The following is a 24766-nucleotide window of genomic DNA, read 5'->3' on the forward strand; positions in this document are numbered from 1 at the left end:
ACGCGAACTCCCCGGGTCCGCCCGCCCCTTCCGGTGAGGGGGCGGGCGGACCCTTTTGGGCGTCCGTGCGCGAAATACCCGTTTTCCCGCGCCCTCGCGGCGATACTCGGCGCATCCGCACCACCCACCCCACCGGTCGCGACCGTGCCCCCACCGCCGCGCCCGGTCCCGGGCCGGGTGCCGGGGCGTCCGCCCCGCGCACGGCGACCACCCGCGCCGTACGGCGGCCACGCGCGCGACGGGAGACCACCGCATGGCCACGACCCACAGGGTCATGACCCCGGCAGCGGCCGGCCGGACACTGGCACTGGGGGTGCTCGCGCTGTCCCTGCTGGCGGCGCCGCCCGCCCGTGCCGCCGACCCCCGCCCCGGCACCGGCCGGCCCGCCGCCGGTACGACGGCCGCGGGCAGCGCCGGCGCCCTGCCCGCGTCCGACCCCGGCGCGCTCCTCGCCGCCCTGCGCACGGCCCGCGCCCAGGGCGCACCCGGCGCGATGGCCCGCCTCGACGACGACGGCACCGTCCGCACGACGTCCGTCGGCGTCGCCGACCGCGCCGGCCGGCGGCCGCTGTCCAACGAGGACCGGTTCCGGGTGGGCAGCGTCACCAAGACGTTCTCCGCCGTGGTGCTGCTCCAACTCGCCGACGAGGGACGGCTGAAGCTGGACGAGCCGGTCGACACGTACCTGCCGGGCCTGCTTCCGGACGACCGGATCACCGTGCGGCACGTGCTGGGCCACCGCAGCGGCCTGTACGACTACACCAACGACATGTTCGCCAGGACGGTCCCGGGTTTCGAGGCGGTGCGCACCAAGGTCTTCACCTACCGGCAGTTGGTGGACCTCTCGCTCCGGCACCCGCGGACCAACGCGCCGGGCGCCGCCTACGTGTACTCCAACACCAACTTCGTGGTCGCGGGCATGCTGATCGAGAAGCTGACGGGCGGCCCGGTCGCCGCCGCGTACGAACGCCGGATCATCGCCCCGCTCGGGCTCCGCGACACCTTCTACGTCCACCCCGGCACCTCCCTCCCCGGCCGGTACGCCCGCGGCTACCTCACCCCCGACGACGCGGGCGCGCCCCTGGTGGACGCCACGCGGCAGACGGTCTCGTGGGCGCAGAGCGCGGGTGCGATGGTCTCCACCACCCGCGACCTCTCCACCTTCTTCAAGGCGGTGGTCGGCGGACGGCTGACCTCCGCCAAGAGCCTCGCGCAGATGCGCAGTTGGCGACCCGCGGGCACGGACCAGGCGTACGGACTCGGTCTGCGGCGGCGCGAACTGCCGTGCGGGGTGGCGGTCTTCGGCCACACGGGCGCCGTACAGGGCTACTACACCTACGCGTTCACGTCGCAGGACGGACGGCGGACCCTGACGGCGGCGGCGACCACGTCCAACAACAGCGCCGTGCTCACCGCGCTGGCCCGCACCCTGGACGCCGCCTTCTGCGGGAAGCGGGCGCCCCGCACCCGCGGGGCGGCCCCGGTGGAGCGCTTCGAGGACGTCGCACCGCAGACACCGCTGACCCGGTAGCGCCGACCCGGTGGCGCGGGCGGCCGACGGCCCGCGGCCGGGGCGCGCCGGGGGCGTGTCCCCGGCGGGTACGGCGCACGCGCGCGCCTCTTCGGGCGCGCACGCGCCGGGCGGACACCGGACGGTTCACGCCGAAGAGGGCGGATTCACCCGGCGGGCCGGGCATCCCGCGGCGGTTGGGGGTACTAGGAGGCTCTACGACGTTTCCCCGGAGGCCCCCCGGAGGCCCTAGTGAACTCCTTCGTGCACAAGACGATCGTCATGCAGCTCCAGGCGGCCGGCACGGACCGCTGTTCCGTCCTCGCGCACCTGAGCTACCACGCGGACGATCCGTTCGCGGTCACGGCGGTGTTCAGCCACGACGGCCGGGTGCTGGCGCGCTGGCGGCTCGACCGGGAGATGCTCGGCGAGGGCCTGCGCCGCCCGGTCGGGATCGGCGACGTGCGCATCCGGCCCGAGCCGACCGCGATGTGGGAGGAGGTGCGCCTGGAGTTCCTCGGCACCGCGCACCCCGACGGGGGCCGCCAGACCGCCGTGGTCTACGCGTGGGCACCCGCCGTCGCCGCGTTCCTGCGCGTCACCCACGACGTCGTCGCGCCCGGCCGCGAGAAGGTCCGCGTCGACGACTTCCTCGCCGCCGTCATCGCGGGCGGCTGAGCGCCGCCGTCACGTCGTGGTGTGCCGGTGGCGGACCCACAGGGGCAGCAGGAACCAGCACACCAGGTACCAGAGCACCACGCCGGAGACCAGGTACGGCACGTAGGCGTTGTGCGTCGCGACCCGCAGGACCAGCAGCAGCGCGGCGGCCATGGTGACGAGCAGCAGCACGAGCCCGACGAAGGTCATCCGGGACGCCCACACGACCGCCTTGTGCTTGACGCGGCGTCCGGCGACGATGCGGTGCAGCGACACCGGCCCGATCAGTGCTCCCGTCGCCAGGGCGCCCAGGACCACGGTCACGATGTGGATCGCCCGGTCCACGTCCTCCAGCCGCCCGTACTTGGGCTGGAAGACGACGGTGAGCAGGAAGCCGAACAGGATCTGCACGCCCGTCTGGGCGACCCGTATCTCCTGGAGCAGCTCCACCCACTTGCGGTCGGCCTGCTCCGCCTCCGTCTCGTCGCGGCCGTCCTCCACCGCGTCGCGTTCCTCGTCGGCCCCCGCCCCTGCCGTCACGGTGTTCGTCACCGTCGCCTCCCCGTTCACCTGTTCTCGTTCCCCCGGACATCCGCGCGTCCGGTGCCGTCACGCTTCACCGTCACCGCGGGGTGGCAAACCCGGCGCATCCGGTGCATGACGCAACGGGTTTGACCTCGCCGCGGAGGGCTAACCGAAGGCCATGACCGGAGCGAACCAGGAAACGAACGAGCAGGCCGCCGCCAACGGCGCGGCCACGATCAAGGCCCGGGAGACCGCCGAACGGGCCACGGCCCCGGTGACCCGTGCCGCCACGTCCGCGGCCGGCCTCACCGACGAGGCGGCCACGGCGGCCAAGTCCGGCGCGGCGCGCGCCGCCGACGCGACCAGCGGCGCGGCGCACCGTGCCGTCAAGGGTGTCGAGGCGGGCCGCAGGGCGGTCGTCACGGCGTCCGGCCGGGTCGCCGCGAGCGCCCGGACGGCGTGGACGTCCCTCGCCGACCGCAAGGCGGTCGCCGCGGGGGTGGGCGCGGGGCTGACCGCGCTGACCGCCGTGTCCTTCGTGGCGGGACGCCGCACCGAACGCCGCGGCCACGGCCCCGTGACCCGGCTGACCGGCGGCCGCATCTGACCGTCGGCAGCGACCGGAACCCGTGGGCGGCACCCTCGCGAGGGTGCCGCCCACGGGTTTCCGCCTTCCCCGGCACCGCCCGGCCCGGGAACAACCGGGGCGAACCGGGACCGGCCGGAGGATCACGACTGTTTGGACGATCACAGGACGGTTACCCGGAGGCAGGACGTGCCCGGCGGTGCCGACCGCCCGAACCGCTCACGACGTCCACGTACCGAGGAGGCCCCGACCATGTCCGCACCTTCGCTCACCGTCACGCTCAGCGGCGGCAGCGCCGCCGACGCACAGGCCGTCGTCAAGACCCTGGAGCCCGCCTTCGGAGCCGCCCAGGAGCAGCCCGGCGGCGACGACGGGGCCACGGTCCACACCGCGACCTTCGGCGGCGAACCCGGCACCGCGGAGGCCCCGGGCGCGCCCAGCGACTCCGCCGGCCGGCTCTCCACCGCCCTCACCGTCACCGTCCAGGGCACCCCCGGTGCCGTGCAGAAGGCGCACGAGGCGCTCGCGCAGGCCTTCACCGCCAAGGACCAGGGCACCGCCTCCGGCGACCAGGAACAGGAACGGCAGCTGCTCCTGGAGCCCTGAGCCACCGGCGGCCGCGACGACAGGACGGTGCCCCGGACCCCCACGCGGGGTCCGGGGCACCGTCCTGTCTTCGCGGCCCGTGGACCTGCGGCGCCGCGTCTACCAGCGGCCCTCGACCTGGTCCTTGATCCGGCGCTCGTAGAGGTCGCGGACGGCCGCGAGCGTCGCCTCCGACAGCTCCGGGAGCCGGGCGGCCTCGGCGTTGGCGCGGGCCTGCTCCGGGGAGCGGGCGCCGGGGATCACGGTGGTCACGCCGGGCTGCTGGACGATCCAGCGCAGCGCGAGCTGGGCCGGGGTGTACCCCTCGGGCGCCAGGGCGGCGAACTCGGCGGCGGCCTCCACCCCGGTCTCGAAGTCGACGCCGGCGAACGTCTCGCCCTGGTCGAAGGACTCGCCGTGCCGGTTGAAGGTGCGGTGGTCGTTCGCGGCGAACACCGTGTCCTTCGTGTACTTGCCCGAGAGCAGCCCGGAGGCGAGCGGCACCCGCGCGACGATGCCGACGCCCGCCTCGCGCGCCGCCGGGAGCACCTGGAGCAGGGGCTTCATGCGGAACGGGTTGAGGATGATCTGCACGCTCGCCACGTTCGGCCGGGCGATCGCCGTGAGCGCCTCGTCGCAGGTCTCCACGCTGACGCCGTACGCCGCGATCCGCTCCTCCGCGACGAGGGTGTCCAGCGCGTCGAACACGACGTCGGAGGAGTAGACGGGCGTCGGCGGGCAGTGCAGCTGCACCAGGTCGATGACGTCCACGCCGAGGTTGCGGCGCGAACGGTCGTTCCAGGCGCGGAAGTTGTCGAGTACGTAGTTCTCGGGGAGCTGGTCGGCGCGGCGGCCCATCTTCGTCGCGACCATCACGTGGAGGTCGGGCCTGCCGCGCAGGAACGAGGCGACGGTCTGCTCGCTGCGCCCGTCGCCGTACACGTCGGCCGTATCGAAGAAGGTCACCCCCGACTCGGCGGCCGCCTCCAGGACGGCGAGTGCCTCCTTGTCGTCGACGTCTCCCCAGTCGGCACCGAGCTGCCAGGTCCCGAGACCGACGACGGATGCCTGCTGTCCGGACCTGCTGATCACACGCTCTTCCATGCCGCCCAGTCTGTCATCCGCGCGGGCGGGGCGGGCGGCGGGAGTCGGTCCGCCGGTCGCGCCCCGCCCCGTCCCGCCTGCGTGAACGGCCGCGGCACCCCGGGGACGCGCGCCCGGCGAGCGGCTCAGGCCTGCTCCATCGCCCCGTCGAGGGAGGCGCCCGCGGAGGCGGCGCGGGCCGGAGCCTCCGGGGCGGGGTCGGCGGGGATGCACAGCGCCGCCGTGCACGCGACGAGGGCGACGACGCCGGCGATCCCGAACGCGAGCAGGTAGCCGTGCAGGGCGGGCAGCGCGATCCCGCCGACCACGCTGGTGTGGTGGACCAGGACGGCGGCCACGACGGCGCTGCACGCGGCCTGGCCGATGGTGCGCATGAGGACGTTGACGCCGTTGGCGGAGGCGGTCTGCCCGGCCGGGACCGCCCGCAGGATCAGGGTGGGCAGCGCCGAGTAGGCGAGCGTGGTGCCCACCCCGACGACCGACGCCCCGACGATGACCATCCACAGGTCACGGCTGTCGGCGATGCGTACGACGTAGCCGAGCGCGATGACCCCGGCGCCGACCGCGAGGGTGACGCGGGGACCGCGCGCCGCCGAGATGCGGGCCGAGACGGGCGACAGCAGCAGCATGATCACCCCGCTCGGCAGCAGGCACAGGCCGGTCTGCACGATGGACAGCCCGAGGCCGTAGCCGGTGGAGCGGGGCGCCTGCACGAGCTGCGCGGTCACCAGGGAGTTGGCGTAGAACGCGAACCCGGTGAGCAGGGCCGCGACGTGGGACAGGCCCACGCGCGGCCGGGACACCAGGCGCAGGTCCACCAGCGGCCGGGCGACGCGGAGTTGGTGCCACCACCACAGGGCGAGGGCGGTCACGGCCGCGGCGAACAGGCCCAGGATCCGGCCGCTCGCCCAGCCCCAGGTGCCGCCCTGGGACACCCCGAGCAGCAGGCAGACCAGGCCGGCCGCGAGGCCGAGCGCACCGGGCACGTCGAAGCGGCCCGGTTCGCGCACCGGGGACTCGCGCACCGCCCAGGCGACCGCGCCCACGCCGAGCAGGCCCAGCCCGGACGTCACCCAGAACATGGTGTGCCAGTCGGCGTACTGCACGATCAGCGCGGCCAGCGGCAGCCCGAGCGCGGCACCGATGCCGACGGTGGAGCTCATCAGGGCGACGGCGCCGCCCCGCCGTTCCGGGGGCAGCTCGTCGCGCAGGATGCTGATGGACAGCGGGACCACGGCGGACGCGGCGCCCTGGAGCGCGCGGGCCGTGATCAGCACACCGATGTCGGAGGACAGGGCGCAGACCACCGACCCGGCCGTCATCAGGCCGAGGGCCGCCATGAGGACGCGGCGCTTGCCGTACATGTCCCCGGCCCGGCCGAGGACGGGGGTGAGCACGGCGCCGGAGAGCAGGGTCGCGGTGACCATCCAGGACACCGCGCCCGCGGAGGCGCCGGTCAGCCGCGGCAGGTCGGGCAGCAGGGGTACGACGACCGTCTGCATGACGGCCATGAGGATGCCGCCGAACGCGAGCACCGGGATGGTGAGCCGGTCGCGCAGCGGGGTCCGCCCGGCAGTGGTTCCGGGCGGGAGGGATATCGCTGCGGGCTGTTCCACTGTTTCGGCACTCCGGCGCAGGGCGCGTCCTGGACGCGCGGTCGACTGGCCGCCCAGCTTACCCGTGTACTGTCAACGCAACTGTGCGCAGGGCCCGTTGGGGCCGCGCCCCCGGCGCCGCCCCGGACGGCCCCTCAGCCGCGTTCCGCGAGGGCCCGGGTGTGCGCGCCGCGCGCGACCTTGGGGCCGAGCCAGCGCTTGAACCGGCGCAGCGGTTCGAGCCGTTCGGCGGCGCGGTCGATGCCGTAGTAGACCTGCGGCGGGACGTACGGCAGCAGCGGGGAGTGGCGCTGGCCGAGCAGCGCGAACATCCGGTGGGCGGGCAGGCCGATGTAGCGCGGCAGGTTCTCGTACCACTGGGCGCTGTAGCGGGCCGCGCTCTGCACCGACAGCAGGGCCGACATCCGCTCCCGTTCGTAGCGGGCGAGTGCCTGCGGCAGCCCGGCGGTCCCGGGGTGCGCGCCGAGGGCGGCGGCCAGGCCCATGGCGTCCTCCAGGGCGAGGGTGGTGCCCGCGCCGATGGAGTAGTGGGTGGTGTGGGCGGCGTCGCCGAGCAGGACGAGGTTGCCCCGGTGCCAGGTGGTGTTGGTCAGGGTCCGGAACCGCTGCCAGGGGGAGCCGCCGTCGGCGGAGGGGCGGCCGAGGAGTTCACGGCCGTCCAGGACGTCCGCGAAGAGCTTCTCCAGCAGCGCGCGGCCGTCCGCCTCCTCGGCCCGGTCGAGGCCGAGTCCGGTCCAGGTCTCGGGGGCGCACTCCACCAGGAAGGTGCTGTGCCCGGCGTCGTAGGGGTAGCCGTAGCACCAGATCCAGCCGTGCGCGGTCTCCACGAACGCGAACGTGAACGCGTCGAAGACCCGGGTGGTGCCGAGCCACACGAACGGGTTGCGGCCGGCGACGGCCCGGGTGCCGAAGTGGTCCTCGTGAGGGGCGCGCAGGGCGCTGTGAACGCCGTCGGCGGCGACCACCAGGTCGGCCTCGGGCAGCGTTGCGGGCGTGATCTCCCGCTCGAACTCCACGCGCACGCCCAGCGACCGGGCGCGCTCGGCGAGGATCTCCAGGAGCCGGTGGCGGCCGATGCCGTGGCCGGTGTCGCCGGGGTGGCGGGTGGTCTCGCCGCGGAGCAGCGCCACTCCCGCGTTCCAGGTGACGGAGTGCTCCTCGATCCGGCGCGCCGATTCCGGGTCGAGTTCGGTGAGCCGGTCGAGCAGCGAGCGCCAGTAGGTGACGCCCCAGCCGTAGGTGGAGCCCCGGGGGTCCCGTTCGTGGACGGTGATGTCGTGGGACGGGTCCTGCCGCTTGAGCAGGATCGCGAGATACAGGCCCGCGGGCCCGCCTCCGACGCAGGCGACCTTCACGCACACACCCCTGTTGGCTACTCGTGGACGCCGCGGACGGGCGTCACGGACGGCCCGTCGACTACGCATCGTGACGGAACGGCTCCGCAATGTAGCAGAGATGTGAAGACGGGCACGACGAACGCCGCTGCCCGCGGCCCCGTCTTCGGGCGGGACCGCGGGCAGCGGCGAGGAAGGGTGCGGGGGGTGTCCCCCGAAGTCGTGACGGCGGTGTCAGCCGGTTGCCGCCTCGCGGCACTCCGGGTGGCCCCAGCCCTGCGGGTTCTTGGCGATGGGCTCCCCCGCCTCGTAGGGGCGCCCGCAGAGGCAGCGGCCGGAAAATCTGGCCTTGATGGTGCGGGCCGAACCCCCGGACCGCTTCGCGGAGTCGGCACCCGACGCCCTGGTGCCCCCGGCGGACACGCGACGGGGGCGGGACGCGCTGGGGGTGTCGGGCGAGGGCGGCGGCGCGGCCGACCCCAGGTCGCTGCCGGCGGGCTCCTGGACGACGGCGGCCTGGCTGGCGGCGCGGTCGGCGAAGTCGTTCAGCGGGTCGCCGTCGACCTGGTGGGCGGGCACGTAACGGAACTCGACCGAGCGGCCGCCGAGCAGTTCGTCGATCCGGACGACCAGTTCGCGGTTGGCGACCGGCTTGCCGCCGGACGTCTTCCAGCCGTTGCGCTTCCAGCCCGGCAGCCAGGTGGTGACGGCCTTCATGGCGTACTGCGAGTCCATCCGGACCTCCAGCGGAACGCCCGGGTCCGTCGACGCCAACAGCCTTTCCAGGGCGGTCAGTTCGGCCACGTTGTTGGTGGCCCGTCCGAGCGGGCCCGCCTCCCAGCGGACGGGGGTCCGCTCGTCCTCGGAGATCACCCACGCCCAGGCCGCGGGTCCCGGGTTTCCCTTCGAAGCCCCGTCGCACGCGGCCACCAGTCGTTCAAGCATGGGCCCGATCATGCCACGGCGGACGGGTCGCGCTGCCGGCCCGTCCGCTTCCGCCCACGCGCTACCGGACGTCGGTGGTGTCCGGCATCTCGCCCCGCGTCGTCGTGACGTCGATGACCGTGAAGACGGCGCCCTGCGGGTCGGTCAGCGTCGCGAACCGTCCGAAGGGGCTGTCCATGGGCCCGAAGCGCAGCACGCCGCCGCCCTTGGTGGCCGTGGCGACCGCCTCGTCGCAGTCGGCCACGGTGAAGTAGACGTTGACGTGCGCCGGGACCTCCGCCGGGAAGTCGTCGGTCATCGCCATCCGGCCCAGGACCGCGTCGCCGTCGATCTGGTAGATCCGGAAGTCCGCCCCGCCCGCGTCGATCTGCTGCGAGGCGTACGGGAAGACGCCGGTGAAGAAGGCGTCGGCCTGCGCCGCGTCCCGCGTGTACACCTCCGCCCAGCAGAAGGCGCCGGGGGTGGCCACCGCCTCGAAGCCCCGGTGGGTGCCGCCCTGCCAGATGCCGAAGACGGCACCGGAGGGGTCGCGGGCCACGGACATCGTGCCGAACTCACCGACCCGCATGGGCTCGGTCAGCACCTCGCCGCCGTTCTCACGGACGCGGCCGGCGGTGGCCGCGGCGTCGGGCGACGCGAGGTAGAGACACCACTGGGACGGCGTCTCGCGGCCGGGCACGGTCGGCATGACCGCGGCCACCGCCTTGCCGTCCACGTACGCCTGTGTGTAGTTGCCGTACTCCGGCAGGGTCTCGCCGAAGGTCCAGCCGAGGACGTCGCCGTAGAAGCTCTTGGCCGCCTCGACGTCCGCGAAGATCGCGTCCGCCCAGCAGGGGGCTCCTTCGGATTGCACAGCCATGGTCGCGGCCTCTCGGTTCGGTGGTGCGGGGTTCGGGTCGGGTCCGGGGTTCTCGGGGCGGACGTCCCGGCCGGCGGGGGCCGGGGCCGCGACGGGTGACGACAGGTCTACTCGCCCGCGAACTCGCGCTCCAGGGCGGCGATGTCGAACTTGCCGCTGGAGAGCATGGCGCGCGTCGCGCGGGCCGCCTTCTCGGAGTCGGAGTCGCTGATCATCTCGATCAGCCGGGTCGGCACGACCTGCCAGGACAGCCCGTACCGGTCCTTGAGCCAGCCGCACGGGCCGGGCTCGCCGCCCTCGGTGAGCTTGTCCCAGTAGTGGTCGACCTCCTCCTGGTCCGCGCAGTGGATCTGGAAGGAGACGGCCTCGTCGAAGGTGAACTGCGGGCCGCCGTTGAGCGCGACGAACTTCTGCCCGTTGGCGGTGAACTCCACCACCATTACCGACCCGGCGGGGCCCGGTCCGGCCTCCGTGTAACGGCCGATCCGTCCGATGCTGGAGTTCTTGAAGACGGAGACGTAGTAGTGGGCGGCCTCCTCGGCCTGACCGTCGAACCAGAGACAGGTGGTGAATCCGTCGGTGGTCATGGGCTCCTCCTGAGGACGGTTGCGTGCGGCGGGAACGGGTCGAACGCCGTCATCTGTACCGACCCGGCGGCGCCCTGTAACTCATCGCTCTGCCGGGAGCGAATCTGCTGGGGGCAGGCAGCACTCCCCCGGCGGGCCCCGGCGGCCGACAGTGGAGTGGCGGGACGGCACGACGCGGCGCGAGCCGCTCGGCGCCCGCCCCGGCCACCCACCATCCGAGAAGGAGCGCCGATGCCTCTCTTCACCACCGTCCCGTGGCAGCACCCGGCCCCGAGGGCACAGGACGACGACACCCCGCCGACCCGTTTCGACGACCAGCTCGCCGGCCAGTTGCTCGCCCAGCGGTTCGTGCTGCTGGGCACGCAGGTGGACGAGGTCTCCGCGAACCGGATCTGCGCCCAGCTGCTGATCCTGTCCGCCGAGGACCCGCGCACCGACATCACCCTGGGCATCAACAGCCCCGGCGGTTCCGTGCACGCCGGGCTCGCCGTCTACGACACGATGCGCCTGATCCCCAACGACGTCGCGACCCTCGCCATGGGTTTCGCGGCCAGCATGGGCCAGTTCCTGCTGAGCGTGGGAGCGGCGGGCAAGCGGTTCGCGCTGCCGCACGCGCGGATCATGATGCACCAGCCGTCGGCCGGTATCGGCGGCACCACCGCGGACATCGAGATCCAGGCGGAGAACCTGGACTTCACGAAGCGGACCATCGAGCGCATCACCGCCGAGCACACCGGCCAGAGCGCGGAGACCATCTCCCGCGACGGCGACCGCGACCGCTGGTTCACCGCCGAACAGGCGAAGGACTACGGCATCGTCGACCGCGTCGTGGAGTCGCTGGCCGACATCCGTCCCGCCACCACCCGACCGCGAATGGGGCTCTGACATGGGGACGTACACGATTCCGAACGTGGTCGACCGGACGCCGCAGGGCGAGCGCCACTACGACGTGTTCAGCAAGCTGCTCTCGGAGCGGATCATCTTCCTGGGGACGGAGATCGACGACGGCGTCGCCAACGTCGTCATCGCGCAACTGCTCCACCTGGAGTCGTCCGCCCCGGAGAACGAGATCGCGCTCTACCTCAACTCCCCCGGCGGATCGTTCACTTCACTGATGGCGATCTACGACACGATGACGTTCGTACGGGCGCCGGTCGCCACGTACTGCGTCGGTCAGGCGGCCTCGACGGCGGCGGTGCTGCTGGCGGGGGGCGACCCCGGCAGGCGTTTCGTCCTGGAGCACGCGCGCGTGCTGCTCGGGCAGCCGGCCAGCGGCGGCCACCAGGGCACGGTCTCCGACCTGGCGCTCCAGGCGAAGGAGATGGTCCGGATCCGGGCGCAGGTCGAGGAGGTGCTCGCCGCGCACACCGGCCACGACGTGGCGACCCTGCGCGCCGACATGGACCGCGACAAGGTGTTCACCGCGCAGGAGGCCGTCGCCTACGGGCTCGCCGACGAGGTGGTCGAGCGCCGGCTGCTGCCGGTCTGAGCCCCCGGGACCACCGCCCCGTTGCCCCGCGCGAGACATCGACGCGGGGCAACGGCACGAGGGCCGGCGGGGCACGGCAGGCTCAGGCCGCCAGGCACAGTCCGCCGTACGGCGCCGCGGTCCGCCCCGCGACCGGTCCGCCCGGGGCGGAACCCGAGCGGTGCGACACGGTGGACGTCACGCGGACCAGTTCGCCCTGCGTCCGGGCCAGCAGGTCCCCGAGGCCGAGCCCCAGGGCACGCGCCGCCGCGGCGAGGACCTCGGACGACGCCTCCTTGCGACCGCGCTCCACCTCGGAGAGGTAGGGCATGGAGATGCGCGCCGCCTCGGCCACGTCGCGCAACGTCCGCCCCTGGTCGAGCCGTTCGCGCCTCAGGACGTCGCCGACCAGGTCGCGCCAGAGCGGTTCGCGGGGCCGGACCGCCGGGACGGGCCGGCCCGCACCCCGTTCGGCCGCGCCACCGGACGCCGGGCGGGGCGCCGGACCGGCCACGGCCGCGGGCGGTGGGATCACGCGGACTTCGTTCACTTGGGTGCTCACTCCCCCAGCCTAGGAGCCGGGGCGGCCGTGACAAGGCGCCCCGGTCCCGCCACCCGCGGAATCTGCCGTTGGCGAATCGGCGTGTGAAACACGGGCCGCCGGGTGCGCGTCCGGACCGCCGCCGCGAGCCCCCGGCCCGCGGGCGGACTTTCCCGGCCCCGGCACGGGTACGGTGTTCTCACGGACCGCGCCCGCGCACCGGGGCACGGGCGGCCGGAAAAAAATCAGGCCGGCGGGTGCATACCTTCCGGAGTCCGGGGTAGCGGCGGGTGGCAATACCCGTCGAAGCCCGGACAACGGGTTCGAGAGGCAGGGTCCAACCGTGACGTTCGTGGGAGAGGCAATGAACACCGCCACCGCTACCGGCACCACCGGCGACAGGACCGGGGTACGGACCGTCACGCTGCCGGGCATCGCCGACCCGCGCTCGGTGGCCCCCCGCGACGCGAAGGACCTGTCGCGCCAGTTCTTCCAGCGTCTCGCGCAGCTCGAAGAGGGCACGCACGAGTACCAGTACGCGCGCAACACGCTCATCGAGATGAACATGTCGCTGGTGCGGTTCGCCGCGGGCCGCTTCCGCAACCGCGGCGACGACATGGAGGACATCGTCCAGACCGGCATGATCGGTCTCATCAAGGCCATCGACCGGTTCGAGCTGTCGCGCGAGGTCGAGTTCACCTCGTTCGCCCTCCCCTACATCGTCGGCGAGATCAAGCGCTTCTTCCGCGACACCACGTGGGCGGTGCACGTCCCGCGCCGGCTCCAGGAACTGCGCGTCGAACTGGCGCGGGCCCGCGAGGAGTTGTCCAGCCGCCTGGACCGCGCCCCGACCCTCGCCGAACTCGCCACCCTGATGAACCTCCCCGAGGACCAGGTGATCGAGGCGCAGATCGCGTCCAACGGCTACAACTCCTCTTCCCTGGACGCCGCGTTGACGGGCGACGGCCCCGAGGACGGCGAGTCCGTGCTCGCCGACTTCATCGGCGTCGAGGAGGAGCGGATCGCGCTGGTCGAGGACTTCCACGCGCTGGCCCCGCTGATGGCCGGGCTGAGCGAGCGGGACCGGGAGATCATCCACCTGCGGTACGTGGAGGAGGCCACACAGGCGGAGATCGGCGAGCGGCTCGGCTGCTCGCAGATGCACGTCTCGCGGCTGATCAAGCGCATCATCGGCCGGCTCCGCGAGGGCATGCTCGGCGAACTCGGCTGCGCCTGAGGGCAGGTGACGACCGGCTGCCCCAGCACCGGCCGGCTGACGTTCCGGCCGTACGGGGCGGGCCGGCGGGCCGGAGAAACAAGGAAGCACGCCACGGAGGTCGTCCGCGTTCGGGTCCCGTCACGGGACCTGGGCGGGGGCGGCCTTTTCGGCGTGCGCGGAGGATGCCGGACCGCGGGGCGCGGTGTGCGGCACGCGCGCGGCGGACGGACGGCGGACACGGACCGGAACCACCACCGGGCCGGCGGGGTCAGGGCCGGGGTGGAAGGGACGGGCTCTCGGTTCCCGCTGTTCGGACGGCTGGGGTCGGGGTGTTCGGATCGGGGTGTTCGGTCAGCGGATCAGCGGTACGACGGCGCGGACGCGCTTGCCGACCGGTACCCGCTCCACGGCGACGTCCGACGAGAGGGCGTACACGATCTCCAGACCGTGCCGGCCGACCCGCTGGGGGTCCCGCGGGAAACGCCTCGGGAGGGCCGCGCTGCTGTCGTAGACGGACACGGTCACGGCCGTGTCGGTGCCCTCCAGTTCCAGGATGTAGGGACCGTTGCTGTGCCGGTCGGCGTTGGTGACGAGTTCACTCACCACGAGGAGCAGTTCCCCGTCGGCGCGCGGATCGACGTCGGCGCACCACTCGGTTCTGAGCCGGTCGAGGAAGAGACCGGCGAAGTGCCGTGCCTCCGCGATGCACCCGGGCTCACCGGTGTAGTGCGCCGCACGTCGAAGCGGCTCCACGGGCACGTCGAAACCAGTCGGTATCACTGCCCCGTCCACATGGTCGATCATGCGTGTCTCTCTCGAAGGAGGGCCGCAAAGGCGGGCCGGACGCTCTTGCAAGGGTGCTCGTACCCCGACTTGCCCATCGCATGCCCGTGACATCCCGGGGCAAGTCGGACCACTTGCGTACCCGCTCGGGTACACACGCCCGCTCCCCGCGCCGCATCGTCGTGCCGTGCGGGGGAACACGGAGAGAGCCGGACCCGGTCCGCACGGACCCGGCCGGACAGGTGGACCGGACAGGTGGAGGTGGGCGACGGTGGTCTGGTGGATGTGGCCGGTCCTGGTGATCGCGGTGCTGGCCGTCCTGACGGTGGCGACGCTGGGCGTGCAGAAGAGCCGGCGCTCGGGCACGGTCGTCGCGGTGCAGCGCGGGCGGCGCTCCGGCGGAAGGGGACCGCGGTGAACGAGCTGATGGCGGCGCGGAGCCTCTCGACACTGCCCGTGGTGACACTCGGCGGTGACGTGGTCGCGCAGATCAAGGACACGGTGTTCGACGCGCCCGGGGGCCGGGTCTCCGGCTTCACGCTGAGCGGTCGCGGGCTGTTCTCGGGGCCGCTGAAGCAGAGCCTGCCGTGGTCCTCCGTGCACGCGCTGGGCCGCGACGCCGTCATGATCCGCGGCAGGGCCGAGCTGGCCGACCCGGCCGCCGTGGTCGCCAAGCGCGAGGCCGCGCAGGGGCGGGTCCTCGGCGCGCGGGTGGTGACGGACGCGGGTGCCGCGGTGGGCACGGTCCTCGACGTGGTCGTCGAGGGCGGTGCGTCCGGCCGGGTCGTCGGCTTCCGGATCGCCGCCGACAAGGTGTTCGAGGGAGGCTCCAAACGCCACCGGCGCAAGGTGTACGTACCGCGCGGCGAGACGCTCGCGGTGTCGGGCCAGGCGCTGGTGATCCCCGGGGACGCCACGCACTACGTGGCCGACGACCTCGCGGGGTTCGTGGCCCAGGTCGGGGCGTTCCACGCCCGCGGCGGTCCGGGCGGGACCACGAAGGAGGCGACGCAGTGACGCTGTTCTCGCAGATGCGCGGCCTGCCGGTGCTGACGCTGACCGACGCGGTGGAGATCGGCGTGGTGCGGTCGGTGACCCTCGACGTCGCCACCGGCACGCTCACCCATCTGCACGTGGGCCCCGACACCCGCAAAAGTCGCCGCAAGGAGAGCGTGCTGCCCTGGGAGGCGCTGCACGCGGTGGGCGCCGACGCCGTGCTGCTGCGCGCGGACGCGCCGCCCGCGCCCGGACCGGACGGATCGCCCGACGTGCCGGACGCCGTGGGGCTCAGGGTGCTGACCGAGGGTGGCGAGGAACGCGGAACGGTGCGCGACCTCTCTTTCGACCCGGAGTCCGGCCGGCTGGACGCCCTGATCACCTCGCTCGGCCAGTACCGGCCCGACCGGCTTCTCGGCCTCGGGGACTACGCGCTGGTGGTGCGGAGCGGCTGAGGGGCGCGTCGCGGCGCGACTGCATAGCGTTGCCGCGTGACCACGCACGCGTCCCCCTCGCCCGGACCCCACACGTCCTCCGCGGTACCTCGGCACGGCTGGCCCGCGGCCCTGGCGGTCGTCCTCGCGGCCCTCGTGGCCATGGGCGCGGTGGCCGGTCCGGGGCTGTGGGCGGCGGGCGCGGCGGAACTGCCCGACGGCGGGTTCTGGCGGGTCCTCGCGGCGACCGTGGTGACCGCGGTCGGCGGCAGCGTCACCCTCTCCGGGGACGCCGGGGCGTTCGCCTCGTCGCAGGCGGGTCTGACCGTGATGCCGCTGTCCGTCACGCTCACCGGGGCCCTCGTGCTCGGATGCGGCTTCCTGCGGCCCCTGCGGCACGGGCCGCTCGGCGGCAGGGCGCTCGGCACCTGGACGCTGGCGATCGCGGTGCCGTGGGCGCTCGCGGTGGCGGGTCTCGCCGTCGCGGCACGCGACACCTTCACGATCTCCCTCGGTGACGGTGCCGTCGGCGGCCTCGGCGACCTGTTCGGCGTCTCGCCGAAGGTGGGCTTCGGCACGGACGTGGCGGCGACCGTGCTCGTCGGACTCCTGTGGCTCGCGGGCGTGCTCCTCCTCGCCCTGCTGGTGGCGCCCCGGCGCGCGTCGGCCGGCCGGTGGTCGCGGGCCGGCGACGCGGTACGTCCCGTGGCGCGCGCGGCGGTCGCCGTGCTGCTGGTCCTGGTGGCCGCGGGCCTGGTCGCCGCGCTCGTCGTGGCCGCCCGCGGGGACCGTCCGCGGGCGGTGTGCGCGCTCGTCCTGCTGGGGCTGCCGAACCTGGTCTGGCTCGCCTTCACGCTCGGTCTCGGCGCCACCTGGCACGGCAGGCTGGACGGCCCGTTCCAGGTGGCCGTGCCGAGGGCCCTGGAGGAGGTGCTGCGCGCCCCCGGCGTCTCCACGCTGGACGTGCGCACGCTCGCGCAGCACGACGGCAGGGCGTGGTGGCTGGTGGCGGTCGCCGCCGTGCTGGTGCTCGCCGCGGCGTTCGTCTCGGCGGCGCGGACACCGGGCGGGGTGCGCCCCTGGGTGCACGCGCTGCGGACGGCGGCGGCCCTCGGCGTCACGGTGCTGATGATCTGTCTCGTCGGCCGGATCTCCGGGCACTACGGCCTGGACCTGTTCGGCCTCGGGGACCTGGACGGGCGCCTCTCGGGCGCGCTGCTCCTGGACCCGGACACCTGGGCGGCGGTGGGGCTCGCCCTGCTCTGGGGGCTGGTCGCCGGTTTCGTCTGCGCGCCGCTCGCGGCACGGACGGGCGCGCGCCGGTCCGACCGGGCGGCCCGCGAGGTCTGACGCGCCGCGTCCCGCCGCTTCGTGGTCCGCGCGTCCGGGACGGGTCAGGCGACCGTGGCCGCGGGCGAGGCGGCGGTGCGGTGCATGCGCAGCGCGTCCACGGACTCCGCGAGCAGTTCGTATTCGGTCGTCTCGTCGCTGATGGCGATCCGGACCAGATGGCCGGCCGCCAACTCCTCGGCCACGACGCCCTGTTGGAAGACGTCCCCGCACCAGCCGCGCAGCAGGTCCGGTACGTCGGCCACCGACTCGGCCACCGGCACCAGGGACTGGGTGGGGAAGACCGCGCTCTCGGGGTCCGGGTCGAGGCGGTCGGCGATCCACTGGGCGCGGTCGCGCAGCCACCACAGCGCCAGGGCCAGGGTGGGGGCCCGGTAGGTGCCGAGCGGCACACCGATGCGCCTGCCGTCGCACGCGCCGTACGCGGTGACGTGGCACAGGAATTCGTCGTGCACGATCACTCCCCCGTTGCTCGCTCTCGGGTGGGGCTTCCTCGCTTTCGTGCGGCTCCTGTGCGGTGAAGTGCCCTGATGTCCGAGTATCTTCACTCCAGAAACACTGTCACCATGGCTTTCCGGCCACTCTCCGGGCATATTCCGCGCGGTTTTTGGCCAGAAAGCGACACATACTTTCGGCACCCCGCCGGGGCCTCGGCAAACCCTCCGGAGCGCGGACCGAAAGGGCCGGGGGAACGTCGCCGCCACGGTACGCGGGCCCGCCGGGTACCGCCCGTAACACCGGTTCCACCAGCCACGGAGAGAACGTCCGGCACGGCGGCGCGCAAGCCGCCGACAGGGAGCGCATTCAGGGGCGCATTCGAAAATACGCATTCCGCGGAACGTTCTCCGCCACCCCCAAGATCGAAAGGAGGACCCGGCGGAGGGCCGGACGGAAAGCGGAAAGGGCGGGGGCGGAACACGGAATTCCGTGTTCCGCCCCCGCCCCGCCGAAGGACGCCGGCACCGCCGCCGCGGAGGCGGTTACGCCTTCGCCAGTTCGTCGATCTTCGCGAGCTCCTCGGGTGCGAATTCGAGGTTGTCGACAGCCGCGACGCTGTCCTCCAGCTGCCGCGCGCTGCTCGCGCCGACCAGCGCGGAGGTGACCCGGCCGTTCCGCAGGACCCAGGCCAGCGCCATCTGCGCGAGCGACTGCCCGCGCGAGGCGGCGAGGTCGTTGAGCCCGCGCAGCCGGCCCACCAGTTCCTCGGTGACCGCGTCGGAGTTCAGGAACGGGCTCTCGCCCGCCGCCCGCGAGTCCTCGGGGATGCCGTCGAGGTAGCGGGCGGTGAGCAGGCCCTGGTCGAGCGGCGAGTACGCGATGGAGCCGACGCGCAGTTCGTCGAGGGTGTCGAGCAGGCCCTCCTCCGGGCGCCGGTCGAGGATCGAGTAGCGGGGCTGGTGGATCAGCAGCGGGGTGCCCAGCTCACCGAGGATGCGGGCCGCCTCGCGGGTCTGCTCCGGCGAGTAGTTGGAGACACCGACGTAGAGCGCCTTGCCCTGCTGGACGGCGGTGTGCAGCGCACCCATCGTCTCCTCCAGCGGGGTCTCCGGGTCGGGCCGGTGCGAGTAGAAGATGTCGACGTGGTCCAGGCCCATGCGGCTCAGGCTCTGGTCCAGGGACGACAGGACGTACTTGCGGGAGCCCCACTCGCCGTACGGGCCGGGCCACATGAGGTATCCGGCCTTGGTGGAGATCACCAGCTCGTCGCGGTAGCGCGTGAAGTCCGCCTTCAGCGCCTCGCCGAGCGCCGACTCGGCCGACCCGGGCGGCGGGCCGTAGTTGTTGGCGAGGTCGAAGTGGGTGACCCCGAGGTCGAAGGCGCGGCGCAGGATGGCGCGCTGGGTCTCGACGGGGCGGTCGGGGCCGAAGTTGTGCCACAGGCCGAGCGACAGCGCGGGGAGCTTCAGGCCGCTGTGCCCGGTGCGCCGGTAGGGCATGTCCGCGTAGCGGTCGGGGTGTGCGGTGTACAACGCGACTCCTGGAAGGTCGGTGCGGCGGGAAGGCCGGTACGGGGCGCCTCGCCGTGGACGGCGGACGCGCAAGATCCGGTACCACTCTCGCGCGCCCGGGGGCAGCGGTCCAACAGGAGAATCCGATGGAATTGAGCGGATAGGCTTCTCAATCATGGAACTGCGCCATCTTGAGCACTTCGTCGCGGTCGCCGAGGACCAGCACTTCACCCGTGCCGCCGAGCGGCTGCTGGTGTCCCAGTCGGGTCTCTCCGCGTCGATCCGCGCGCTGGAACGGGAGCTCCGGGCGCCGTTGTTCGTACGGACCACCCGCCGGGTGACGCTGACGGAGGCCGGGCGGGCCCTGCTCGCGGAGGCCGAGCGCGTCCTGGCCCAGGTGCGGGCCGCGCACGAGGCGGTCGCGGCGGTGCAGGGCGTCCTGCGCGGCACGCTGGCGCTGGGCACCGAGCAGTGCATCGCCGGGGTGCACGTGGCGGGGCTGCTGGCGGCGTTCCGCAAGGAGCACCCGGACGTGGAGATCAGGCTGCGGCAGGCCGGTTCGGGCGCCCTGGCCGAGGAGGTCGCGGCGGGCCGTCTGGACCTCGCGTTCGCCGTGCGCACCGACGCCGACACCGACCAGCTCCGCTGCGTCGCGCTGACCGGCGAGCCGATGGTCGTGCTGTGCCATCCGGCGCACCCGCTCGCGACGTCCGGCGCGCCCGTGACGCCCCGGGACCTCGGCGGCGAGGTGTTCGTGGACTTCCACCCCGACTGGGGTCCGCGACGCATCACCGACGCCGCGTTCGCCGCGGCGGGTGTGCGGCGCACGGTCGCGCTGGAGGTCAACGACGTGCACGGCCTGCTCGACCTGGTCGACGAGAACCTGGGGATCGCGGTGGTGCCCCGCCACTTCCGGCACAAGCGTCCCGCGCTGACCGCCCTCCCGCTCCGGGGCACGGGCGACACCGAGTACGAGACGGTGGCCCTGCTGCCGCCGCCCGCCGCGACCAGCCCGGCGGCCCGCGCGCTGATGGCGCTGCTCGACGCGGGCGCCACCGCGGCACCCGGGCCGGGCGGGGTCTCCGGGGCGGGCGACATCCGGGGGGCCGTCCGGCCCGCGTGAGGCGCGGGGATGCGCGATGGTGGAGTCATGCATGCGAAGGACATCCTCATCGAGGCGTACAGCCGCATTCAGGAAGAAGTACGGGCCGCGGTCGACGGGCTCTCCCCCGACGACCTCAACACGCGCCCCGCACCCGACGCGAACTCCGTGTCCTGGCTGGTCTGGCATCTGACCCGGGTCCAGGACGACCACGTGGCGGACGTCGCCGGGCTCGACCAGGTCTGGTTCGCGCAGGGCTGGGACAAGCGCTTCGGCCTCGACCTGCCGCCCGGCGACACCGGCTACGGACACAGCGCGGCGAAGGTCGCCAAGGTACGGGTCGAGTCCGCCGACCTGCTCACCGGCTACTACGACGCCGTGCACGAACAGACGACGGCCTATCTGCGCGAGCTGAGGGCGGAGGACCTGGACCGGGTCGTCGACGAGCGCTGGGACCCGCCGGTCACCCTGGCGGTCCGCCTGGCGAGCGTCCTCTCGGACGACCTCCAGCACGCGGGCCAGGCCGCGTACGTACGGGGGCTGCTGCGGGACGGCGTCGGGTAACTCCGCGTCGCGGTCCGCCGCCGGGCGGCGGACCGCGCGGATCCAGCAGGCGACAGGACCGACGGAAAGGGCGGGCGGCCGGGGCTCCGGGCGCCCGCCCCCGCCGTGTCCGGGGCGGCAGACCGGCCGGCCGCGGGCCGTGGCAGGGTGGTGATCGTGCCGCCGGACGGGTCCGCCCGGCGGCGAGAGCGGCGGTTCGTCGCACAGCCGAGAAGCGGAGCACCCATGTCCGAGCAGCCGAGGCCGACCGGAGCGCCGGCCCACCAGAACGTGACCTTCCCGAGCGCGGGCGGCACGGCGCACGGGTACCTGGCGCTGCCGCCGTCCGGCACCGGGCCCGGTGTCATCGTCATCCAGGAGTGGTGGGGCCTGACCGACCACGTCGCCCAGGTGGCCGACCGGCTCGCGGCGGAGGGGTTCGTGGCCCTCGCCCCCGACCTGTACGGCGGCAACGTCGCCCACGACCCCTCCGAGGCGTACCGGATGATGCGGGAACTCCCGGTGGCACGCGGCGTCGAGCTGCTCTCCGGCGCGGTGGACCACCTGCTGTCCCTGCCGGAGGTCACCTCGGCGACGGTGGGTGCCGTCGGGTTCTGCATGGGCGGCGGATTCGTCCTCCATCTCGCCGCCGCCGAACCGCGGGTGAGCGCGGCCGTGCCGTTCTACGGCGTCATCCAGGGCGAACTCCCCGACTTCTCGGGCCTGAAGGCGCGGGTCCTCGGCCACTACGGCGAGCAGGACCACACCATCCCGCCCGAGGACCTTGCCCAGTTGCGCACCGCGATCGAGGAACAGAGCGGCACCGCACCGGAGTTCTTCCTGTACCCGGCGGGCCACGCCTTCTACAACGACGGCGGCCCCTCCTACGAGCCGGAGTCGGCGGCCCGCGCCTGGCGGCGCACGGTGCCGTTCCTGCGGGAGCGGCTCGGCTGACGGGCACGGACGAACGGGGTCGCGCCGGGCGGAACTCCCGCCGGAACCCCGACTCCCGTCACCGGCAGCCTTGTTGACGCCCCGTCACCACTTCGGGGAGGACTCCGCCACGGACGCGTGCAGGGCGTCCAGGCGCCGCAGTTCGTCCTCGGTCAGGCGGACCGCGCCGGCGGCGACGTTCTCGACGAGGTGGTCCGGGTCGCCCGTGCCGGGGATGGCGAGGACGTGCGGGCCCCGGCTCAGCGTCCAGGCGATGCGCACCTGGGTGGGGCTCGCGCCGTGGGCCCGTGCCACGGCGACCACCGCGTCGTCGTGGGTGTCGGTGGCGGCCCGCGGCCCCTGGTCGGTCACCGAGTAGAACGGCACGAAGGCGATGCCGCGTTCGCCGCACAGCCGCAGCATCTCCTCGCTGACCGGGGTGCCGGAGCCCAGACCGTAGCGGTTCTGCACGCAGACCACGGGGGCGATCTCCAGCGCCTCGGCGAGGTGTTCCGGCCGGACCCCGGAGATGCCCAGGTGCCGGACGAGGCCGGCCTCGCGCAGCTCGGCGAGGGCTCCGAAGTGCTCGGCGATCGAAGGCTGCCTCATGTAGCGGAGGTTGACCACGTCCAGGTGGTCGCGGCCGAGCTGGCGCAGGTTCTCCTCGACCTGGCCGCGCAGTTGGTCGGGCCGGGCCGCGGCACCCCACTCCCCCGAGTAGTCGCGGTGCGGTCCGACCTTGGTGACGACGACGACGTCCTCGCGGTACGGGGAGAGCGCCGAGTTGATGATCTCGTTGGCGGAGCGCAGCGAGGAGAAGTAGAAGGCGGCCGTGTCGATGTGGTTGACGCCGAGCTCAACAGCCTTGCGCAGGACGGCGATCGACTCCCCCCGGTCGCGCGGCACGCCCAGGTGGAAGGCGGCACGTCCGGACAGCCGCATCGCGCCGAAGCCGAGCCGGTTGACGGTGAGGTCCCCGAGCTGCCAAGTACCCGCGGCGTCCGCGGTGATCGTCTTCGTGGTCATCGGCGGAGTTTCGCACACCCGGGTCACCGGTCGGGAACGGCGGCGGGATCACACGGGCGGCGCGGCCGGGTGCCGCCACGACGAACGGGCGGCGAGCCGGGGCAGGACGCCCTCGCCGAACCAGTACGCCTCTTCGAGGTGCGGGTAGCCGGAGAGCACGAACTCGTCGATGCCCAGGGCGTGGTACTCCAGGACCCGCTCCGCGACCTCGTCGTGGCTGCCGACCAGCGCGGTGCCCGCGCCGCCGCGCACCAGGCCGACACCCGCCCACAGGTTGGGGTGGATCTCCAGCCCGTCGCGGCTTCCTCCGTGCAGGGCCAGCATGCGGCGCTGCCCCTCCGACTCGCTGCGCGCGAGCCCCTCCTGCACGGACCGCACGGTGGCCGGGTCGAAGCCGGCGAGCAGCCGGTCCGCCTCGGCCCACGCCTGTTCCGCGGTGTCCCGGGTGATGACGTGCAGCCGGACGCCGAACCGCACGGTCCGGCCCTCGCGCTCGGCCAGCTTCCTGATCCAGGCGATCTTCTCGGCCACCTGCGCGGGCGGTTCGCCCCAGGTGAGGTAGACGTCCGCGTACCGGGCGGCGATCTCCCCGGCCGCGGGCGAGGAGCCGCCGAAGTACACCTCGGGCACCGGGTCGGGCAGCCGGGTCAGCCTGGCGTCGCTCACCCGCAGGTGCTCGCCCTCGTGGTCCACGCTCCTGCCGTCCCACAACTCCCGGACGATGTGCAGGAATTCGCCCGTACGCCGGTACCGCGCGTCCTTGTCGAGGAAGTCGCCGTACGCGCGCTGCTCGTGGCTCTCGCCGCCGGTGACGACGTTCAGCAGGAGCCGTCCGCCGCTCTGCCGCTGGAACGTGGACGCCATCTGCGCGGCGAGCGTCGGCGAGACGAAGCCGGGCCGGAAGGCGACGAGGAACTTCAGCCGCTCGGTGTGTTGGCTGACCATCGCGGTGGTCAGCCACGCGTCCTCGCACCAGGCGCCGGTGGGGGTGAGCACGCCGGTGAAGCCGAGGTCCTCCGCCGCGCGCGCGATCTGGCTCAGGTAGGCGATCGTGGGCGGCCGGTCGCGGCCGGAGGCGGTGACCGCGGCCCCGTGGCCGCCGCCGACGACGTGCCGGCTGTCCCCGTTGGTGGGCAGGAACCAGTGGAAGGTGAGGGCCACGCGGGACTCCGATCGGTCGGTGCGGGGGCGGGTCGGGCAGCGGCGCGCGTGTCCGTCGGCGCGGTGGGGCGGAAACGGGGATTCAGGCCGCCGACACGGCGAGCAGCGAGGTGCCCAGCGCGGCGGAGAACTGCCCGGTCACCTCGTCGAGGCCGTCCGCGGTGGCCTCCGGGACGGTGACGGACCCGTCGGGGCGCACGGTGATGTCCGTGTCGAGGACGAACCGGCCCTGCACCACGTGCGCGGCGCCCATGGAGGTGAGCACCGGCCGCAACGCGTAGTCGATGGCCAGGACGTGCGCGGTGCTGCCGCCGGTGGCCAGCGGCAGCACGGTCTTGCCGGTCAGGGCGTACTGCGGCATCAGGTCGAGCAGTGCCTTCAGCACGCCGGAGTAGGACGCCTTGTAGACGGGCGTGGCGACGACCAACCCGTCGGCGCGCGCGAGGAGTTCGGCCGCCGACGCGACGGCGGGGTGCCGGAAGTCCGCGCCGAGCAGGGCCTCCGCGGGGAAGGCGCGGACGTCGAGCGGTATCACCTCGTGGCCCCACTCCGTCAGCCTCCGGTCGAGGTGGCGCAGCAGCCGTTCGGTGCGGGAGGAGGCGGAGGGACTGCCGGACAGGGACAGGACGGTGGCCATGACGGGTCCTCATTCGGATCGCGGCGGTACGAGGGTGCGGGTGCGGGAGGCGCGACGGCGCGGGCCCGCGACGGGACGGCGGGAACACCCGGGCGTTTCCGGGGAACCGGCGGGTCTGCTCACGTACGAACGGGCGGGCGGCCGACGGGCTGTCCGTGGCCGGCTCGTGGCTCCGCGCGCACGCGCGGCGGGCCGTCGGTGGTGGTGTCAGACGGCCGAGGGACGCGCGGCGCGACAACACGCGCTGGAGACACGCGAGAGGTCGACATGGCGTCGCCGCGTGAGGTCCAGTCGCATGGTCATGCCGTTGATCGTG

29 protein-coding genes are annotated in these 24766 nt (G+C 73.7%); 14 read left to right on the plus strand and 15 right to left on the minus strand.

Annotated features, from left to right (window positions below):
- Window positions 1–274: 274 nt before the first annotated feature.
- Together ACFZA0_RS14335 and ACFZA0_RS14340 are read left to right on the plus strand one after the other, a co-directional pair.
- A complete protein-coding gene (locus ACFZA0_RS14335) occupies window positions 275–1531 on the plus strand; it encodes a serine hydrolase (protein WP_391016526.1) in 1257 nt (418 codons plus the stop codon).
- 231 nt (window positions 1532–1762) lie between these two features.
- Window positions 1763–2188 (plus strand): SsgA family sporulation/cell division regulator, encoded by a 426-nt coding sequence (locus ACFZA0_RS14340; protein ID WP_391015532.1) that lies wholly within the window; start codon window positions 1763–1765, stop codon window positions 2186–2188.
- A gap of 9 nt (window positions 2189–2197) precedes the next feature.
- On the opposite strand, the gene ACFZA0_RS14345 is transcribed toward ACFZA0_RS14340, so the two are convergent.
- Entirely contained in the window at window positions 2198–2719 is a 522-nt protein-coding gene (locus ACFZA0_RS14345; protein WP_391015534.1) for a DUF6328 family protein, read from the minus strand.
- Between the two features lie 151 nt (window positions 2720–2870).
- Here ACFZA0_RS14345 and ACFZA0_RS14350 point away from each other — a divergent pair, with 151 nt between their 5' ends.
- Window positions 2871–3299 carry a hypothetical protein gene (locus ACFZA0_RS14350; protein WP_391015536.1) on the plus strand — a complete coding sequence of 143 codons (429 nt, stop codon included), beginning with the start codon at window positions 2871–2873 and terminating at the stop codon, window positions 3297–3299.
- A gap of 231 nt (window positions 3300–3530) precedes the next feature.
- Entirely contained in the window at window positions 3531–3884 is a 354-nt protein-coding gene (locus ACFZA0_RS14355) for a hypothetical protein (protein ID WP_391015539.1), read from the plus strand.
- Window positions 3885–3983: 99 nt separating this feature from the next.
- Here ACFZA0_RS14355 and ACFZA0_RS14360 read toward each other — a convergent pair whose 3' ends face one another.
- From ACFZA0_RS14360 to ACFZA0_RS14385, 6 genes are all read right to left on the minus strand, one after another.
- Complete coding sequence (locus ACFZA0_RS14360; RefSeq protein WP_391015542.1) at window positions 3984–4967, minus strand: aldo/keto reductase; 984 nt, start codon at window positions 4965–4967, stop codon at window positions 3984–3986.
- Between the two features lie 125 nt (window positions 4968–5092).
- Window positions 5093–6583: an MFS transporter gene (locus tag ACFZA0_RS14365; protein ID WP_391015545.1), complete on the minus strand. Its 1491-nt coding sequence runs from the start codon at window positions 6581–6583 to the stop codon at window positions 5093–5095.
- Window positions 6584–6717: 134 nt separating this feature from the next.
- On the minus strand, window positions 6718–7938 hold the full coding sequence (locus ACFZA0_RS14370; protein ID WP_391015548.1) for an FAD-dependent monooxygenase: 1221 nt from the start codon (window positions 7936–7938) through the stop codon (window positions 6718–6720).
- Window positions 7939–8151: 213 nt separating this feature from the next.
- Window positions 8152–8874 carry an RNase H family protein gene (locus ACFZA0_RS14375; protein WP_391015551.1) on the minus strand — a complete coding sequence of 241 codons (723 nt, stop codon included), beginning with the start codon at window positions 8872–8874 and terminating at the stop codon, window positions 8152–8154.
- Window positions 8875–8923: 49 nt separating this feature from the next.
- Window positions 8924–9721, minus strand: a complete 798-nt coding sequence (locus ACFZA0_RS14380; protein WP_391015554.1) for a VOC family protein — start codon at window positions 9719–9721, stop codon at window positions 8924–8926.
- A gap of 107 nt (window positions 9722–9828) precedes the next feature.
- The gene (locus ACFZA0_RS14385; RefSeq protein ID WP_391015556.1) at window positions 9829–10308 is read right to left on the minus strand and encodes a VOC family protein; all 480 of its coding nucleotides are present in this window, start codon (window positions 10306–10308) and stop codon (window positions 9829–9831) included.
- 231 nt (window positions 10309–10539) lie between these two features.
- Between ACFZA0_RS14385 and ACFZA0_RS14390 the strand changes: the two genes are divergently transcribed.
- Complete coding sequence (locus ACFZA0_RS14390; RefSeq protein ID WP_391015558.1) at window positions 10540–11193, plus strand: ATP-dependent Clp protease proteolytic subunit; 654 nt, start codon at window positions 10540–10542, stop codon at window positions 11191–11193.
- A 1-nt stretch (window position 11194) separates the two neighbouring features.
- Window positions 11195–11797 (plus strand): ATP-dependent Clp protease proteolytic subunit, encoded by a 603-nt coding sequence (locus ACFZA0_RS14395; protein WP_391015561.1) that lies wholly within the window; start codon window positions 11195–11197, stop codon window positions 11795–11797.
- Window positions 11798–11879: 82 nt separating this feature from the next.
- Here ACFZA0_RS14395 and ACFZA0_RS14400 read toward each other — a convergent pair whose 3' ends face one another.
- Entirely contained in the window at window positions 11880–12338 is a 459-nt protein-coding gene (locus tag ACFZA0_RS14400) for a helix-turn-helix domain-containing protein (RefSeq protein WP_391015563.1), read from the minus strand.
- 343 nt (window positions 12339–12681) lie between these two features.
- Here ACFZA0_RS14400 and ACFZA0_RS14405 point away from each other — a divergent pair, with 343 nt between their 5' ends.
- Complete coding sequence (locus ACFZA0_RS14405) at window positions 12682–13554, plus strand: SigB/SigF/SigG family RNA polymerase sigma factor (protein ID WP_391015565.1); 873 nt, start codon at window positions 12682–12684, stop codon at window positions 13552–13554.
- 333 nt (window positions 13555–13887) lie between these two features.
- Here the strand turns inward: ACFZA0_RS14405 and ACFZA0_RS14410 are convergent, their stop codons facing one another.
- Window positions 13888–14340 (minus strand): ATP-binding protein, encoded by a 453-nt coding sequence (locus tag ACFZA0_RS14410; protein WP_391015568.1) that lies wholly within the window; start codon window positions 14338–14340, stop codon window positions 13888–13890.
- Window positions 14341–14590: 250 nt separating this feature from the next.
- Between ACFZA0_RS14410 and ACFZA0_RS14415 the strand changes: the two genes are divergently transcribed.
- From ACFZA0_RS14415 to ACFZA0_RS14430, 4 genes are read left to right on the plus strand one after another with little or no spacing between them, the layout of a single operon-like run.
- Window positions 14591–14737, plus strand: coding sequence for a hypothetical protein (locus ACFZA0_RS14415; RefSeq protein ID WP_391015570.1), 147 nt, complete (start codon window positions 14591–14593; stop codon window positions 14735–14737).
- A complete protein-coding gene (locus ACFZA0_RS14420; protein ID WP_391015573.1) occupies window positions 14734–15336 on the plus strand; it encodes a PRC-barrel domain-containing protein in 603 nt (200 codons plus the stop codon). Before ACFZA0_RS14415 ends, ACFZA0_RS14420 begins: the two co-directional genes overlap by 4 nt.
- Window positions 15333–15770: a PRC-barrel domain-containing protein gene (locus tag ACFZA0_RS14425; protein ID WP_391015576.1), complete on the plus strand. Its 438-nt coding sequence runs from the start codon at window positions 15333–15335 to the stop codon at window positions 15768–15770. The genes ACFZA0_RS14420 and ACFZA0_RS14425 overlap by 4 nt, the downstream gene beginning before the upstream one ends.
- Before the next feature lie 36 nt (window positions 15771–15806).
- Window positions 15807–17099 carry a streptophobe family protein gene (locus ACFZA0_RS14430; protein WP_391015578.1) on the plus strand — a complete coding sequence of 431 codons (1293 nt, stop codon included), beginning with the start codon at window positions 15807–15809 and terminating at the stop codon, window positions 17097–17099.
- 44 nt (window positions 17100–17143) lie between these two features.
- Here the strand turns inward: ACFZA0_RS14430 and ACFZA0_RS14435 are convergent, their stop codons facing one another.
- Together ACFZA0_RS14435 and mgrA are read right to left on the minus strand one after the other, a co-directional pair.
- Window positions 17144–17554, minus strand: coding sequence for a hypothetical protein (locus ACFZA0_RS14435; RefSeq protein ID WP_391015580.1), 411 nt, complete (start codon window positions 17552–17554; stop codon window positions 17144–17146).
- A 525-nt stretch (window positions 17555–18079) separates the two neighbouring features.
- Complete coding sequence (mgrA, locus tag ACFZA0_RS14440; protein ID WP_391015583.1) at window positions 18080–19069, minus strand: L-glyceraldehyde 3-phosphate reductase; 990 nt, start codon at window positions 19067–19069, stop codon at window positions 18080–18082.
- Between the two features lie 154 nt (window positions 19070–19223).
- Between mgrA and ACFZA0_RS14445 the strand changes: the two genes are divergently transcribed.
- From ACFZA0_RS14445 to ACFZA0_RS14455, 3 genes are all read left to right on the plus strand, one after another.
- Window positions 19224–20171, plus strand: a complete 948-nt coding sequence (locus ACFZA0_RS14445) for a LysR substrate-binding domain-containing protein (RefSeq protein WP_391015584.1) — start codon at window positions 19224–19226, stop codon at window positions 20169–20171.
- A 27-nt stretch (window positions 20172–20198) separates the two neighbouring features.
- Complete coding sequence (locus ACFZA0_RS14450; protein ID WP_391015587.1) at window positions 20199–20714, plus strand: DUF664 domain-containing protein; 516 nt, start codon at window positions 20199–20201, stop codon at window positions 20712–20714.
- A gap of 225 nt (window positions 20715–20939) precedes the next feature.
- Window positions 20940–21647 (plus strand): dienelactone hydrolase family protein, encoded by a 708-nt coding sequence (locus ACFZA0_RS14455; RefSeq protein WP_391015589.1) that lies wholly within the window; start codon window positions 20940–20942, stop codon window positions 21645–21647.
- Window positions 21648–21731: 84 nt separating this feature from the next.
- On the opposite strand, the gene ACFZA0_RS14460 is transcribed toward ACFZA0_RS14455, so the two are convergent.
- The 4 genes from ACFZA0_RS14460 to ACFZA0_RS14475 form a co-directional block, all read right to left on the minus strand.
- Window positions 21732–22652 (minus strand): aldo/keto reductase, encoded by a 921-nt coding sequence (locus ACFZA0_RS14460; RefSeq protein WP_391015591.1) that lies wholly within the window; start codon window positions 22650–22652, stop codon window positions 21732–21734.
- Between the two features lie 48 nt (window positions 22653–22700).
- Window positions 22701–23813: an LLM class flavin-dependent oxidoreductase gene (locus ACFZA0_RS14465; protein WP_391015594.1), complete on the minus strand. Its 1113-nt coding sequence runs from the start codon at window positions 23811–23813 to the stop codon at window positions 22701–22703.
- Window positions 23814–23895: 82 nt separating this feature from the next.
- On the minus strand, window positions 23896–24450 hold the full coding sequence (gene ssuE / locus ACFZA0_RS14470) for an NADPH-dependent FMN reductase (protein WP_391015597.1): 555 nt from the start codon (window positions 24448–24450) through the stop codon (window positions 23896–23898).
- A gap of 207 nt (window positions 24451–24657) precedes the next feature.
- Window positions 24658–24753, minus strand: a complete 96-nt coding sequence (locus ACFZA0_RS14475) for a putative leader peptide (RefSeq protein WP_391015600.1) — start codon at window positions 24751–24753, stop codon at window positions 24658–24660.
- Window positions 24754–24766: the final 13 nt, after the last annotated feature.

The sequence above is a fragment of the Streptomyces sp. NPDC008150 genome (assembly GCF_042956945.1).
In the GTDB taxonomy this organism is placed as follows: domain Bacteria; phylum Actinomycetota; class Actinomycetes; order Streptomycetales; family Streptomycetaceae; genus Streptomyces.

What these genes read in the sequence shown, in the direction of transcription:
- ACFZA0_RS14380 (WP_391015554.1), bottom strand. Translation starts at nt 9,721, where the DNA reads ATGGCTGTGCAATCCGAAGGAGCCCCCTGCTGGGCGGACGCGATCTTC.
- ACFZA0_RS14355 (WP_391015539.1), top strand. Translation starts at nt 3,531, where the DNA reads ATGTCCGCACCTTCGCTCACCGTCACGCTCAGCGGCGGCAGCGCCGCC.
- ACFZA0_RS14460 (WP_391015591.1), bottom strand. Translation starts at nt 22,652, where the DNA reads ATGACCACGAAGACGATCACCGCGGACGCCGCGGGTACTTGGCAGCTC.
- ACFZA0_RS14335 (WP_391016526.1), top strand. Translation starts at nt 275, where the DNA reads ATGACCCCGGCAGCGGCCGGCCGGACACTGGCACTGGGGGTGCTCGCG.
- ACFZA0_RS14450 (WP_391015587.1), top strand. Translation starts at nt 20,199, where the DNA reads ATGCATGCGAAGGACATCCTCATCGAGGCGTACAGCCGCATTCAGGAA.
- ACFZA0_RS14390 (WP_391015558.1), top strand. Translation starts at nt 10,540, where the DNA reads ATGCCTCTCTTCACCACCGTCCCGTGGCAGCACCCGGCCCCGAGGGCA.
- ACFZA0_RS14475 (WP_391015600.1), bottom strand. Translation starts at nt 24,753, where the DNA reads ATGACCATGCGACTGGACCTCACGCGGCGACGCCATGTCGACCTCTCG.
- ACFZA0_RS14455 (WP_391015589.1), top strand. Translation starts at nt 20,940, where the DNA reads ATGTCCGAGCAGCCGAGGCCGACCGGAGCGCCGGCCCACCAGAACGTG.
- ACFZA0_RS14445 (WP_391015584.1), top strand. Translation starts at nt 19,224, where the DNA reads ATGGAACTGCGCCATCTTGAGCACTTCGTCGCGGTCGCCGAGGACCAG.
- ACFZA0_RS14360 (WP_391015542.1), bottom strand. Translation starts at nt 4,967, where the DNA reads ATGGAAGAGCGTGTGATCAGCAGGTCCGGACAGCAGGCATCCGTCGTC.
- ssuE (WP_391015597.1), bottom strand. Translation starts at nt 24,450, where the DNA reads ATGGCCACCGTCCTGTCCCTGTCCGGCAGTCCCTCCGCCTCCTCCCGC.
- ACFZA0_RS14395 (WP_391015561.1), top strand. Translation starts at nt 11,195, where the DNA reads ATGGGGACGTACACGATTCCGAACGTGGTCGACCGGACGCCGCAGGGC.
- ACFZA0_RS14410 (WP_391015568.1), bottom strand. Translation starts at nt 14,340, where the DNA reads ATGATCGACCATGTGGACGGGGCAGTGATACCGACTGGTTTCGACGTG.
- ACFZA0_RS14405 (WP_391015565.1), top strand. Translation starts at nt 12,682, where the DNA reads ATGAACACCGCCACCGCTACCGGCACCACCGGCGACAGGACCGGGGTA.
- ACFZA0_RS14350 (WP_391015536.1), top strand. Translation starts at nt 2,871, where the DNA reads ATGACCGGAGCGAACCAGGAAACGAACGAGCAGGCCGCCGCCAACGGC.
- ACFZA0_RS14375 (WP_391015551.1), bottom strand. Translation starts at nt 8,874, where the DNA reads ATGATCGGGCCCATGCTTGAACGACTGGTGGCCGCGTGCGACGGGGCT.
- ACFZA0_RS14385 (WP_391015556.1), bottom strand. Translation starts at nt 10,308, where the DNA reads ATGACCACCGACGGATTCACCACCTGTCTCTGGTTCGACGGTCAGGCC.